The sequence below is a fragment of the Brevibacterium sp. ZH18 genome, assembly GCF_022748595.1.
In the GTDB taxonomy this organism is placed as follows: domain Bacteria; phylum Actinomycetota; class Actinomycetes; order Actinomycetales; family Brevibacteriaceae; genus Brevibacterium.
Genome location: NZ_JALDSX010000070.1, coordinates 1 through 13,587 on the forward strand (window position 1 = coordinate 1; position 13,587 = coordinate 13,587).

The window sequence follows — 13,587 nt, forward strand, 5'->3', positions numbered from 1 at the left end:
GAGATACGACAAGCTCGCCATCACCTATCGAGCGGCCGTCGTGATCAGCGCGATCCTGACATGGCTCCGCCAATAAAGGAGACATGCCCTAGTCCGTCGATGGACATTTTCAACTTCTGGCGCAATACCTACGGTGCGGATCTCGCCGAACTGATCTACTCGCCTGCAAACGGCAAGCAGATCAAGAACGGCAAGAACCATTACTACACCGGTGCGGTCCGGGGCATGCACTTCAACCACGTCCACATTGCCGCACGCAAGGCTCTGTCTGAGGCGATGGCTGGCGGTCTGCCGGGCATGGGTGGGGGAATGTCTCACCCGTTCCTCGACAAGGCTGGTGTGTCTCCTGGAGATGACCTTGCGAAGTCCTACGCCAAGGCTGCTGAAAAGCTCACTCAGGACATCTACGCGAAGCATTCGAAGATGCTCCCTGACGGGTTCATGGGCGGACTGGGCAAGGGCATCATGTCCCAAGTCTCCGAAGGCCTCATCGGTAAGGCGAAGGACTACGGGAAGAACGCCGGCACCGGCGACCTCTCGAATGTCGCGTCCGGGCCGGTCAAGACCATGGCCAAGCAGATGCTCGAGCAGATGGGCTGGGGTGACCAGTTCGGTGACCTCAACTGGCTCCTCACAAGGGAGTCGGGTTGGAATCCGAATGCTCAGAACCCGTCGTCGTCGGCTTACGGCTTGTTCCAGTTCCTCAACTCAACGTGGGGGAGTGTTGGAGGTCATAAGACTTCGGATCCGAAACTGCAGCTCGAGTACGGCCTGAAGTACATCAAGCAGCGGTACGGGGATGTGAAGGGCGCGAAGTCGTTCTGGAACTCACACCACTGGTACGAGGGCGGCACGGAAAACGCCAAGTCCGGTCTCGCTGTGGTGGGGGAGCGTGGCCCTGAACTCGTGAACTTCAAGGGTGGCGAGCAGGTCATGTCCACCACCGACTCCATGAAGTTCATGTCCGCGAACCGCACCTACATTCCCTCAACAGGGGGTGGTGGGTTCGATCAGTCATCGTTCGAAACTTCCATCGCGAATGCAATCAAGAATGCGCAGTTCACGCCCGACCAGATCACGAAAACACTGGACGGGCTGGGCCTGACTCTCATGGTTGGTGACAAGCCGATGGATGCGTATATCTCCGCGCACAACAGTCGTACATACCAAGCAGCTGGGAGGGCTCACTAATGCCTATCGTCGTGAATCCGTCATTCGTGTGGCCGCCCGAGGTAGACCCTGTGGTGTCACCGGATGGTCGGATCACGGCGATAGTCGACCCTGCCCATGCTGGGGTGCTGTTGCGGGCTGATTTCGATGACTCGGTCCCAGACACCCCAGCGGTGCCGGACACCATTCTCAGAAGGAATGGCGCCGCAAACCCTTCATTGGAGACGAACAGCACCGGATGGTCGGCCTACTCGTGGACCGGAAGCGGCACGAGAACCCAGGGCCAGGGCGCAGTAGGTCAGTGGTTCTTCCGGCTGGCCGCTACTGGATCGCTGACGGGTGCAAAAGGTCGATACGTTGATCACCCGGTGGAAGTGAAGTCAGGCGAAACTTGGACCGTCTCAATCCATGTTCGGCCGTCACGTGACCTCATTATGCAGGCGCAAGGTGAGCTCCGGAATAGCTCAGGTGCTGTCGGTCCAGTATCGCAGGCCGGCCCCGCGACCTTCTGCCCCGCAAATCAATGGACTCGCATCCATCTGTCGATGACAGCGATAGGAGACGCGACCACGATCAGGCACCAGACGTATCTGCGTTCCGCGTCGCTACAGACTGGTGACACTCTGGACCTTGATGCTGAGATGGTTGCGCTCGGTGCTCTGTCGCCCTATTTCGACGGGTCGACTGCGGCGTCAGGAAGCAAGAGGTATCGGGCAGTGTCGGGCGGTTCGGAGGAATACATCTCCGGCTCACCGTCCATTCCCGGCCATGGCGCGACGGTTGCCCGCGTTCGCTTCGAACGGCAGGACGGCAGCCTCGTTCGGTCCGGTAACCCAGCCTGGGCACCGGGCGGGTACGCGCACGCCTACGACCACGAAGCCACGTTGGGTGGTGGAACGTTGTGGCGAGCCGTGCCGATCCGGTTCGACGGGACTGAGGGCACACCGTCCGAATACGTGGGAGCCGTCATCCCCGCACTCTCCGATGGGTGGGCATGGCTGAAACCCGTGGCTGACCCGAACAAGGCGATGCTGTTGAAAGTCGAACCACCAGACCTGTCCTACGACGGTCGCGTGGACACGACCAGCATCGCCGGATCTGCTCGCCCCGCCGCGACATGGGACGTGCTCGAAGGGTTCACAACCCAGCTGCGGTCCCTCGTGCGCGAGAAGCCGGTCGCCGACCAGCTCATGGCCCTACTCGACGAAGGCCCAGTGCTCGCGCAATTCCCCGCGTGTGCAGGACTCCCGGACTTCTACTTCATCCGCGGGAAAGTCGACCTCGAACACGTCCACTGGGACGGCTACCCTTGGCGCCGGTATCAGTGGGACGTCATCAGCATCGACCGACCCGACACCAGTGACAGCCCGTTACGGATCCCGGATCTGTCCTACGACACAGTCGAACGCGACTGGACCACCTACGACCAATTGGAGGCCACAGTGGACTCGTATAACGACCTGCTCACCGCTGGCGACGAGAACGACCCGATTGTGTGGGACGGCGGCTACCCGAGCGATGACTCCGGAATCGTCATTGATGGAGGTCAGCCGTGAAGTACACAATCCAGCACCGGCGCGGCACTACATCTCAGTGGAACACCGCTAACCCGGTGCTCGCCTTCGGCGAAGTCGGGGTTGAGAACACTGGGGCGGGTCTGCGGTCGAAGATCGGTGACGGGACCACTGCATGGACGAACCTGCCGTATGTCGACGATAGGGCGATTGCCGCTGCCGCAACAGCACTAGGAAATGCAACAGAGTACGCCGATGACGGCGATACCGCCACTCTCACGGCAGCCAAATCGTACTCGGATGCGGGCGATGCGGGCACTTTCGCAAGCGCGAAGAGCTACACGGACACGAAAACCGCCGGGCTGCCGGCTCTCATGTTCGATTCCGGATTGCGCAACATCGACTCATCGTTGTATTCCGGTTTCACTGCTGCTTGGGTGCGATTGTTGAGGAAGGGCCCAAGCGTCACCTTGCATCTCACCAATCTCTCGTACTCCGGAGCAGGGACGGGAACGATTAGCGTGTTGATTCTTCCGCAGGGGTTTCGCCCGCCGACTACCGCCTATGCGTACACATCGAGAGGTAAGTCTGCGCAGATCACAGCTTCTGGTGTTCTGCAGGTCGGGAGCCCCGGATCGTCTATTGATTCGACTAGCTTGTCCTACCTCACGCAGGATCCGGCCCCAACTACTTTGCCTGGCACCCCCGCTTGATTGAAAGGACAATCATGGACCTCCGCGCACTCACAGACGAAGAACTCGAAGCACATCGCATCGACGTGCTCACCGAGCAGGAACGACGAGCCAAGATCAACGCTATCCCCGAACAGATCACCGCACTGCGCGACCAGTACCTGGAAGCAGGTGGCGACCCGGCCGCCCTGGAGGACTGATGTTCCCCGTCTCCGATCGTTGGCTCGAATCGCTGTCCCTGGCCCGGTATGAACCCGTCGTGCAATGGTCACCCGACCGCGGCAACACGTGGTTGGATCTGACCGTGCATGACGGGTCCATCAGTGCCGCCTCCACCTCGCAAGTCCGGTGGTCCGCCCGCGGGATCATCGTCTCCGGCGCCGAGATCGGACGCCGCGCACTCTCGCCCTACGGTTCACGTGTCCGCGTCTTCATGCGCATGCACTACGACCGAGGCAACTACGAGCAAGTACCGCTCGGCGTGTACCGGGTCGAGGAAGTCTCCCAGCAGGGTCTCCGGCCAGGCCGTGCAGCATTGGACGGGCTGAGCCTTGAAGCGCAGGTCCAGGATGAACGATTCACATCACCGAGGTCCCTGGCGATCGGCCCCGGTCAGTATTGGGTGGAGCGACTCATCAAGGAAGTTCTTCCCGAGGTCAGCTTGTCGTGGAGACTCGATGACATTCTTATCCCGGAACTCGTCGAGGAGCGAGACAGGTGGGGACTCATCGACGGCAGGTCTCGTGACCCGTCCATCGCCAAGTCCCTCGGCGGGCGTGTGTTCTGTGACTCCCGCGGATCATTCGTCGCAGCCCCCGTCCCCACACTCGAAGACACACCAGCCTGGGCTCTGGCTGCTGGACCCGGTGGTGCCCTCGTGGAACCACAGCAGACTCTCTCCCGTGACGGCGTGTATAACCAGATCGTTGCCCAAGGTGCCACGGAGAATGGGAAACCCCCAGTCGGTCCCGCGATCGCATCCGACGACGACCCGATCTCACCCACCTATTACAAGGGCCCATTTGGTGCAGTTCCACTGTTCTACACGTCGAAGATGCTGACGACGTTCCAGCAATGCCAGAAGGCAGCGCTGTCCCTACTGGCTCCGCGGCTGGGTCTCAAGCAGACCGTGTCTGTATCGGCGCTCGTGAACTATGCGATCGAACCCGACGACATCATCACCGTGACCATGCCCGACGAAACAGTCGAGAACCACATTGTTGACTCTGTGTCCTTTCCCCTGACTGGTGGTGCCATGAACTTGCAGACCAGGTCCACGAGTTCTCCGGCAGGGGGACGGATCACAGTGGAAGCCAGCGAAGACGACTACGGAGATGGGGAGGGCAGTTATGAGTGATGCTGAGAACAGTCTCGCCGCTCTCGTGCGCGCCGAGGTCGAGAGGCAGATGAGCCCATTCCAGTTGATGGCGGTGGACTCGGTTAGTGACGACGGGACGGTCAACCTCGCATGGGGTGAGGCGATCATCAACAATGTTCCCGCGAACGTGTCGTACAACCCACGCGCCGAGGGTGACGTGGTGCTCGTCCTCAACCATCCGGCAGGGTGGCGAGTCATGGATAAGATCGGCAACCCTGTTGAGATTGATGTTCCCGAACCGATCGATTTGGAGTTCGGTCCACCCAACCCGGGCGGCAACTACGTTCAAGCTGCTGCGGTGTGGGTTCAGGAAGGCCGCCTTTATGTTCAGACAGGCGAAGGCCCACCACCTTCCCCGGAGGACCCGCCCTCACCCCCGAAAGCATCTAAACCGAAACCAGTCACATTGGATCCTTCCTCACGACAGGGGTACCGGTCTGGGCGCAAGGATAGTCAGCGGATCGCACAGGGCGCTTCCCCGTCCTATCCGAAAGCCTGGTCGGCGATCTTCACGTTCGGCAACCGCATCGCCGCAGCCTGCAATGGCAAGACCGTCGACACCATGCAGATCAGGGTCGCCCGAACCAGCAAACCTCATGGCACGTCGAAAAAGGTGAAACCGAAACTCGGCCTCCACGACGAGACCTCCCCGCCTTCGTCGACACCATCACTGTCGAATAAGTGGGACGGACCTGGTCTGGGGTTCGGGTCATCGAAATGGATCACCATCCCATCGTCGCAGGCCGCGAAGCTCGCCTCCGGTGCCATGAAGGGCATCGGCATCAGTGCTGGTGTATCGAACTCGACCTACCTCATCGCCACATCCGGTAGCGGCGAAGTTCGCATCACCTTCAAATAAGCCTCACCAATCGTTGGGCACTCACAGTGTGGGTGCCTTTTCTTGTCCCCTGAAATGGAGCCCCCGCAATGCCGAACACACCAATCGCGAAGATCCCTTACCCGTCTGGTTCTGATGCGCCCGCCGCTGCTGCCGACATGATGGCTGCGTTCATGAACCTTGATGACCGGGTGGTCCTCAAAGCCATTGACGCCGCAGACCGGGACTCCAAATATGCTGACGCCCCCACAGGAACGTTGGTCACCTCAGGCCCGTCGAAGACTGTGTGGCTCAAGCACGGTCCTGGCCCAACAGAGTGGACGACTGTGCACGAAGACACCGGCTGGGTGAACAAGGGCTTCGTCATCGCTTCCGGGTGGGAGATCAACACGCACCTCACCGCCAGGCGGGTCAACAAGTCCGTCGAGATTCGCGGTCAACTTACCCGCACCGGGAACGACATCACAGCCAACCTGTCGACCAACCCTGGCAACATCGCCGACACTGCGGTCTGCTCGATCCCGCCCCAATTCTGGCCCAACGCCCCTACCACTGTTGTGGACTCCTTCCTCTCCTACGTCACCGGCGGAACCATGTCTCTGACATCGTCAGGGACCATCCACCTGCGTGACGCCCACCCAGGCTCGGTCATCGCCACTGGCGAATGGTTGCAGTTCTCCATGTCGTTCTTCCAAGACAAGGAGGCGTGAGCCGTGGCATACCGCAGTTTTGGTGCAACACCATCAGATATTGCCACCGACAACAATGGCCGTGTCATAAGCGGTGCCGAATTCCACGTCTACTCCAAAATGGTTGGTGGGGCCAGGGTCACTGATCTTCGGGATGCTGACGGCACCACACCCCTGCCAGGAGTCGTCACGTCCGCCACGCTCAGCGACGTCGGCAACGCTACCGATGTGGGGCGCGTGTTCTTTTATGCCCCTGACTCGTACACGATCCTCTATCTCGACAGTGGCACCGGGCAGCGGTGGGCGATCATGGCCCGAGACATGGGCGAACTCATCTCGACGAGCATCACGAAGTCGGATACCGCCCTCACCCAATCCAATGAGGCGATCGACCAGTCCACCGCAGCTCTTGAACATGTGCGCGGCGAATCGAAGGGCATCTTCAAGGTCATCGACTACGGGGCGAAAGCCACCGGCGCAGTCGATGATGCCCCCGCAATCCAGGACGCTATCGATGCGGCGTTCGCCCTCGGTGGCGGCGAGGTCGTGTTCTCGCCGAATAGCAACGGCGGCAGAGAGTTCCTCACCCTCACCCCGATTCTGTTGCGCGACAATGTGACACTGCGCGGTGAAGGCCACCCAGTCATCACCCGCAAAAACCCCACCGGCCCCTACTCGGTGTTCATCTCCGGCTCCCAAGTCGGTGTCACCGGGTACGGTGCCGGAGCGTCGAACATCACCATGACAGGGCTGACATTCCGGGGGAACTTCTCCACCAGTGTTGATGCGTGTGCACTCGCACTCCACCATTCCCGGAATGTGCTCGTCACCGACTGCCGGTTCGAGCAGTTCTCCTCCAAGGGTCACGTCTTCGATCTTGCCGGGTGTGAGAACATCACAATCCGTGACTGCATTTTCTCCGGATCGAACCGAGACACAGGATCACACGAGTGCATCCAAATCGACGTGTCCGCCTACTCGTCAACCTCCGCCCATGTGGAGGGCGACGCTTACGATCTGTTGCCTACGAGGAATGTTCTCGTCGACGGGTGCACCTTCGAACCGCTGAAAGTCGGGTCGACCACGTACCCGTGCCCACAGCCGATCGGCTCGCATGCCGAATACGACCAGGTGTGGTTCGAGAACATTGTCTTCACCCACAACACCATCACGAATCCGCCCATCGAGGGTGATTGGTTGCCGGGTGTCATCCACTTCTCATGTGCCCGCGATGTAGAGATCACGCACAACACGTTCCGCACCACGGGCACCACTCCGGTGCCGGTCACACCGATCATCTCGTTCGTCGTCGCGGCCAGGGCGTTTTCCGCAGTGGCGGACCCGAACCTGCCGTCGTCGGGTTACATCGACATCACCCAGATGAAACCGGCCAGGGTCACTGTCTCCGGAAACCGGATTGTTGGTTTCGGTGGGACGCGCACAGCTCGTGCCGCGTTGTGGTTCGACGGATGCGACATGCTCACCGTCGCAGGGAACCACATCCAAGGGCCAGTCTCGACCACGGACGGGGTTCTGGTCGCGAAGAACTGCACCGATGTGCAGATCCTCGGCAACACTCTCCGGGGAACTGGTGCACGCGGCATCTACGCAGCGGGGACTACCACGGGCCGTGTCGTCGGCAACCTCGGTTCCGGGTTCACAAAGTTCTCCGCTGCTGCCTCGTCAGCCCCGGTCAGGTTCGAAGAATCACAGACAGGTTGGGTGAAAATCGTCATCCCATCCGGTAACACCACCGCATCAGCAGTCGTGACGTTCCCCCGCCCGTTCTCGCAGGAACCAATGGTCGTCGCGGTCAGGTCGGCGACAGTCGCTGTGAACGACGTGTTCATAGCGGCCTCCGACGTCAGCGAAACGAGCATCACACTCAATGTGCGTGGTCCAGCTGGTTCATCTCAGTACATCAACTGGCTCGCCACGAACTGAGGAAGATCCATGGACAGAACATCACGCGCACTTGGGTCCACCGTGTTCACGATTCCGGCCACTAAAGGGAGGTAGCCACGTGTGGATATTCCATCCTTCCTCGCCACCTACGGCGGACCAGGCGGGCTCGCGGTCGCGGCCGTGTGGTGGACGATCTCGGACAGGAAGTTCAGTGCCGAACGTAGAGCCGAACTGCGCGAAGACATCGACCGGGAACAGAAAGAGAACCGCGAGCTCCGTGAAGCGCTACGAGACAAGGACCAGGAGATCGCCGACCTGCGTCTCATACTCAGCAAGTGTGATGGTCGATGCCAGGACGGTCGGTGACTCGTGAGGAACAAGCACGATGCCCGTCGGGATCGAGAGTTCCCTCCACGGTGGACGATCGCAGTCGGTGTCATTTTCGTCATCGGCTGCCTCTTGTGGACGATCTGGTCGTTGAACAGCAAACAACAAGAAGCCGATGACGCGAACACAAACGCGAAGGCATTGGCCGAGCAAGTCACACAGGCGTGCGCCAACGGTGAGGTGAAGGTCAACGGCCGCAACATTTGCACGAAAGCCAAGCAGGTCAAAGAGGATGTGAAACCATCCCAGCCGGGACCTGCCGGCCCTCCCGGCCCAAAGGGCGTACCTGGTCAGGACTCCACCATTCCTGGTCCTGTAGGTAAGACCGGCGGCAAGGGTGAGGACTCGAACATTCCCGGCCCCGCAGGACAGCCGGGCAAGTCCGGCAATGAGGGCGAGCATGGTGCTCCCGGAAAGGACTCCACGGTTCCTGGACCAGCTGGTCAAGCTGGCGCACCCGGCAAGGACTCATCCGTTCCCGGACCCGCTGGCGCACCTGGCTCGAAAGGCGAAAAGGGAGACAAAGGCGACTCCGGCCCTCCCGGCGCGAAAGGTGACAAGGGAGAGAAGGGCGAATCGGGTAGCCCGGGATCGTCTGGACGTGGAATCAAGGACGTCACGTGCACGTCTGACGGCGACTGGCTCTTTGAGTTCACAGACGGCACCACTGTCACCGTCACCGGCCCCTGTCGAGCACAACAGGCAGAACCACCGTCAACTACAGCCCCGTGAGGGGCTCTTCTATTACCCGGAAGGGGTAACTCATGGCCATGATGCCAGGGGCGACTAATCGTCTACTCGCGAACCAATCCAGACAAGGCCGCATGAAGTCCTACCAGGGCGTATGTCTCCACACCATGGTGGGCAGCCTCGCCGGGACCGACGCCATGTTCCAGAAGGATGGCACCACCGGCACCGAATCCCACTTCGGTGTCGGTGAGAACGGCGAGATCTACCAGTGGGTAGATACCGCTTACACGGCCGACGCGAATTATCTCGGCTCCGGACACGTCATCTCGATCGAGACCGCAGACTACGGTGGCTCCTTTGGACGCTGGAACACCAATGGTGACAACGTCCCGTACTGGAACGCGAAGCAGATCGTCTCCATCGTGAAGATCCTCCAATGGGTCCACGAAACACACGGTATCCCACTCGTCGCGACGAAGTCCGTCACCGAGAAGGGCGTCGGCTATCACGCTCAAGGCGTCCCCAACAACGGACTACCCGCCTCACTGCGGGGCACCAAGTATCAATGGTCGAAGTATCCCGGCAAGGTCTGCCCAGGCAAGAAACGCATCTCCCAGATCCCAGAGATCGTCCGTCTCGCCAAAGGCGGCAGCACAGCAGTCCCTGCAGCAACCGAACCCGCAACCCCGAAGGGAGTACTTGGCATGACCAAGAGAATTAACGCCTACCTGACCGGCAAACAGAAGGCCACCGGCACCCGCCATTTGATGATCGACGACAAAGGCAACTACACCATTGTGGCCGGCCCAGCAGAATTCGTCGTCTCTGCGAAAGCCGACATTGGGGGACTCAAGAAGGGCGAGCACGGGTTCCTCATCCTCGCCGAGGTCATGTACAAGAAGGGCCACCCCACTGTCATCTCCCGCGAGATCGCGACAGTGAAGGTTACCGCGAACACTGTGTGGTCCGTGGCCGGCGCCTGGACGCTACCGAAGGACCACAAGGGGAAGTCACCGCGCCTGCGCCTGATCTTCAAGACCAGCTCGAAAACCGCCACCGCACACAACGTCTACATCTCCGGAGTAAGGGACTGACTATGAGCACACCAGCAGCACCGTCAATCGTCCGCACCATCATCCCCCTCGCCGTCGGGCAGATCGTCGCGTTCTTCGCCACGCTCGGCATCGAAGTGTCACCAGACCAGGAAGCGGCGTTCACCACGGTCCTCGGGTTCGTTGCCGCAGCGCTCTATTACCTCACCATCCGGTTCCTCGAACAGAAGTTCCCATGGATGGGCGCCCTTCTCGGATGGGCGGCCACACCCGACGGATACTCACATGGCAATACTGAGGATATGGAGTCTTGGGTCGCAGACGACGGCGGACCCAACGTCATCGGGGAGGAAGCATTCTTCGACGACCAAGACGAAGACGTCGAGCTCGTTGAAGAATACGATGAGACACCCGTGCCCGACGACTACGAACCGAAGCACTGACCTCGGAGACGGAACTGCCCCCACTGCTACGGCAGTGGGGGCATTTTCTTGTGCCTCAGCGAAGTGGCTCGGTGAGCGCCTGTTTCTCACCGAGGTGGTTCTCCCAGGTCACTTGCAACTGGCCCGAACGCCTCTGGGATGGAGGGGCGAGTTCGAACTGGATGTCTTGGAAAGGTTGCAACTCGGGCACGTTAATATCGTTGGTGACATCCCCGGTGATCGCGACGTGATATGCGACAGTGTCAACGTCGTTACGGAGGGTGCAATCGTCTTGGCTGTCCTGGGTCAGTTCCATGATTCGCCCCTGCAATTGGATGGGTGACTAATTCTAGCGGGATCCCCTGGGACGTTCTTGGCAATGTGACCTAGGGGTTACCTGGCACTGTCGGAGGGGTCAACAGTGTGGTCCCAGGGGTGATAGTCAAGGTCACCAACTGTTCGTCGCGACCGCGACCAGGTAACGATGCCGGTGGTTCCAGCCGCTACAGCCGCAACGACGGCGAGAACAATAGTCAGTTTGATCAGATCGCGTGGCATTGACATAGGTATCTGCTTTCTGCGTAGTCGGTGTAGCAACTGGTAAATATCGCCGATGCCGATGATGAGGTCACCACCGCAATTTGTTTCACTGAGTCAGCCTATGCTCAGCATGCGCTGAGCGGTAGGGGCTTTGGTCGTTGGCGACAGCCTCGAGCTGAGGCACTTACCGCGGCGAATCTGTCCCCACTGCTACTGCGGTGGGGGCTTTTCCGCGCTTGTGCAGCGGGTCGAAAACATTGGAACAGTGAGGTGACGTATGGTAATAAGAGGACTCACGTCAGTGGTACGTGGAATACTTGCATCTTCCAGAGCGCTCTTAGAGATACACACAGGAGAGGGGGCGGCCATGGCTGAACTTGTTTACCAAAGCGCACGTCGAGAGGCGAAGAAGCTCCTCGATAATTGCTGGGACGGAAGTTACCCAGTGCGACTCCGTCCATTCAACGACGAGCTTAACGCCGAAGCATACGCTGCGGACCTCGGGAACAAACTCTCAGGTGTGGTTTCTAAGGCAAGCGGACAACCTGCGAAAATTGTCCTCAACTCTCGGCACGTCGATCGCCGAAATCGGTTCACCTGGGCGCATGAGCTAGGGCATGTCGTGGAACGCCGTGAACTAGCGCAAGACGACGACTACTCATTTGAAGAGCTGAGTCGTGGGCAAGATTATGATCTCCACGAGTTCTTCGCCGACGAGTTCGCCGGCTCCCTGTTGATGCCGAAGGACAAAATCGAAGAGCTACAACGATGGAACTATTCTCCCATCGACATGGCCGAATTCTTCGATGTCTCAGTTGATGCAGTAGAGAAGCGACTCAAACGCCTCACGAGGCACCCCAAGTGACATCGGAGAGTCAGAACGATGATCTGGCAGAACTTCCAGCGGAGGACCTTGGCAAGGACCTCCCGCGAAAGGCTGGATCATCGAGGTTAGTCGACGAGGTCGCCGAGGGTGAGAAACAGAGACGCGGTCAGCAGAAATGGCTATTCGGCATAGTAAGTGTCTTGGTGTGCGTCAGTTTCCTAGTGACCGGGGTCCTCATTACGTTGCTCGGACTGGGCATATTTGAACTTCCGCCCACTGGTCAGGTTGCAGCAATTGCCGCATTTGGAGTTCAGCCGTTCCTGCTCATACGTGGGCTCACGACTAGCGTCTACCGTGGCAATGCGTTCAGACTCAGTAGTCGACCGGACGACTCCGAATAACAACATCGCCGCGCCGCACAGTCTGAGCGGCGCGGCTTTTTCTATGTCCGTCCCCGAGAGCACAATCAAACCCATGACCGAATCACCCGTCCACTTCACCGGCGACCCGCCCAAATGGCAGAGAGTCCTCAACAGCCTCCCCGCCAGAGACCGCCCCGCCCGCACAAAACTCCCCGTCCGCGCTCGCCTCGTATGGGAGCGGGACGGGGAAGAGTGGAAGTATGGTCACGCGCTGCGGTTGGATCCTGCTGGTCCGGCGATCTTCGTTGAGCTTTCGGACCCGCGGTGTAAGTTCACTGGTGTGTGGTTGCACCCGGACGATGTGCAGTGGGAGGGGAAGCCGGCCTAGTTGGTGTCTTCCTCTGCTTCCCAGCGCGCATACTCTTCGTGCTCGGCGCGTTCGTCTGCTTGGGCTTTGCGCATGCCACGGCGCACACCCTCTTCGATGACAAAGATCGACACGAAGAGGACGATGATGACTGCGTCGCCGCTGATTACCCTTTGCCGTCCTTGATCGTTCCCCCAAGGGAGTCCTGAAGTGTTTTGAGGGTTTCCATTTTGGCGAGGATAGCCCAGTTGTCGCCGACGAGAGTTTCTTGACCGAAGCTGCGGAGACCGTCTGACCAGTATTCGGCGAGCTCATTGCTGGCGAACCAAGCGAGGACGAATTTGTCATTGCACGCACGTAGTTCGGACCCGGGAATGCCCGGAGCTTCGCCGCGGTCTTCGTAGTCGTCGCAGATTCCTCCGGCGTCGAGTACCTGTTGGTGTAGCTGGTTCATGGTGGCTGCTTGGGCGGGTTCGCCGGATCCGCAAGCGGTAATGAGAAGAGTGACGGCCACGAGGGTGGCGAGGAGTGTTTTGGGCATGATCGGATCATAAGAGGTTGAGAGTTCAAATAACCTGCGACTACTGATTTAGTATCCAATTCGTTATGCGAGGGCTCTGACCGACCGCCTGCGAGCTCTACTGTTCAGTGCGTAGGCCATCAAGTTACTCTATGCCCTATAGGCGACCGTGATAGTCCGGGCGCACACCGGCTGCGGACTGACAGGTGACTGTAGGTTCTATTCACGAGGGTGA

General features: G+C 59.7%; 16 protein-coding genes. 14 read left to right on the forward strand and 2 right to left on the reverse strand.

Annotation, left to right across the window (positions count from 1 at the left end):
• Nucleotides 1-99: 99 nt before the first annotated feature.
• From MPN20_RS16240 to MPN20_RS16295, 12 genes are all read left to right on the forward strand, one after another.
• Nucleotides 100-1,191, forward strand: a complete 1,092-nt coding sequence (locus tag MPN20_RS16240; protein WP_242783827.1) for a transglycosylase SLT domain-containing protein — start codon at nucleotides 100-102, stop codon at nucleotides 1,189-1,191.
• Between the two features lie 524 nt (nucleotides 1,192-1,715).
• Complete coding sequence (locus tag MPN20_RS16245; RefSeq protein ID WP_242783828.1) at nucleotides 1,716-2,726, forward strand: hypothetical protein; 1,011 nt, start codon at nucleotides 1,716-1,718, stop codon at nucleotides 2,724-2,726.
• Nucleotides 2,723-3,397, forward strand: a complete 675-nt coding sequence (locus MPN20_RS16250; protein WP_242783829.1) for a hypothetical protein — start codon at nucleotides 2,723-2,725, stop codon at nucleotides 3,395-3,397. Before MPN20_RS16245 ends, MPN20_RS16250 begins: the two co-directional genes overlap by 4 nt.
• A 14-nt stretch (nucleotides 3,398-3,411) precedes the next feature.
• Nucleotides 3,412-3,576, forward strand: coding sequence for a hypothetical protein (locus MPN20_RS16255; RefSeq protein ID WP_242783830.1), 165 nt, complete (start codon nucleotides 3,412-3,414; stop codon nucleotides 3,574-3,576).
• The gene (locus tag MPN20_RS16260) at nucleotides 3,576-4,733 is read left to right on the forward strand and encodes a DUF5047 domain-containing protein (protein ID WP_242783831.1); all 1,158 of its coding nucleotides are present in this window, start codon (nucleotides 3,576-3,578) and stop codon (nucleotides 4,731-4,733) included. Before MPN20_RS16255 ends, MPN20_RS16260 begins: the two co-directional genes overlap by 1 nt.
• Nucleotides 4,726-5,613, forward strand: a complete 888-nt coding sequence (locus tag MPN20_RS16265; protein WP_242783833.1) for a hypothetical protein — start codon at nucleotides 4,726-4,728, stop codon at nucleotides 5,611-5,613. The genes MPN20_RS16260 and MPN20_RS16265 overlap by 8 nt, the downstream gene beginning before the upstream one ends.
• A gap of 68 nt (nucleotides 5,614-5,681) precedes the next feature.
• The gene (locus tag MPN20_RS16270; protein WP_242783834.1) at nucleotides 5,682-6,302 is read left to right on the forward strand and encodes a hypothetical protein; all 621 of its coding nucleotides are present in this window, start codon (nucleotides 5,682-5,684) and stop codon (nucleotides 6,300-6,302) included.
• A gap of 3 nt (nucleotides 6,303-6,305) precedes the next feature.
• The gene (locus tag MPN20_RS16275) at nucleotides 6,306-8,225 is read left to right on the forward strand and encodes a right-handed parallel beta-helix repeat-containing protein (protein WP_242783835.1); all 1,920 of its coding nucleotides are present in this window, start codon (nucleotides 6,306-6,308) and stop codon (nucleotides 8,223-8,225) included.
• An 81-nt stretch (nucleotides 8,226-8,306) separates the two neighbouring features.
• Entirely contained in the window at nucleotides 8,307-8,552 is a 246-nt protein-coding gene (locus MPN20_RS16280) for a hypothetical protein (RefSeq protein ID WP_242783836.1), read from the forward strand.
• 3 nt (nucleotides 8,553-8,555) lie between these two features.
• The gene (locus MPN20_RS16285) at nucleotides 8,556-9,305 is read left to right on the forward strand and encodes a collagen-like protein (protein ID WP_242783837.1); all 750 of its coding nucleotides are present in this window, start codon (nucleotides 8,556-8,558) and stop codon (nucleotides 9,303-9,305) included.
• A 92-nt stretch (nucleotides 9,306-9,397) separates the two neighbouring features.
• Complete coding sequence (locus MPN20_RS16290) at nucleotides 9,398-10,357, forward strand: N-acetylmuramoyl-L-alanine amidase (RefSeq protein ID WP_242783838.1); 960 nt, start codon at nucleotides 9,398-9,400, stop codon at nucleotides 10,355-10,357.
• 2 nt (nucleotides 10,358-10,359) lie between these two features.
• Nucleotides 10,360-10,758, forward strand: a complete 399-nt coding sequence (locus MPN20_RS16295; RefSeq protein WP_242783839.1) for a hypothetical protein — start codon at nucleotides 10,360-10,362, stop codon at nucleotides 10,756-10,758.
• A gap of 55 nt (nucleotides 10,759-10,813) precedes the next feature.
• On the opposite strand, the gene MPN20_RS16300 is transcribed toward MPN20_RS16295, so the two are convergent.
• Nucleotides 10,814-11,053 carry a hypothetical protein gene (locus tag MPN20_RS16300; protein ID WP_242783841.1) on the reverse strand — a complete coding sequence of 80 codons (240 nt, stop codon included), beginning with the start codon at nucleotides 11,051-11,053 and terminating at the stop codon, nucleotides 10,814-10,816.
• A 591-nt stretch (nucleotides 11,054-11,644) separates the two neighbouring features.
• Here MPN20_RS16300 and MPN20_RS16305 point away from each other — a divergent pair.
• The gene (locus MPN20_RS16305) at nucleotides 11,645-12,142 is read left to right on the forward strand and encodes an ImmA/IrrE family metallo-endopeptidase (protein WP_242783843.1); all 498 of its coding nucleotides are present in this window, start codon (nucleotides 11,645-11,647) and stop codon (nucleotides 12,140-12,142) included.
• A gap of 435 nt (nucleotides 12,143-12,577) precedes the next feature.
• A complete protein-coding gene (locus MPN20_RS16310) occupies nucleotides 12,578-12,853 on the forward strand; it encodes a hypothetical protein (protein ID WP_242783845.1) in 276 nt (91 codons plus the stop codon).
• Between the two features lie 145 nt (nucleotides 12,854-12,998).
• Here the strand turns inward: MPN20_RS16310 and MPN20_RS16315 are convergent, their stop codons facing one another.
• On the reverse strand, nucleotides 12,999-13,373 hold the full coding sequence (locus MPN20_RS16315; protein ID WP_242783847.1) for a hypothetical protein: 375 nt from the start codon (nucleotides 13,371-13,373) through the stop codon (nucleotides 12,999-13,001).
• Between the last annotated feature and the right edge of the window lie 214 nt (nucleotides 13,374-13,587).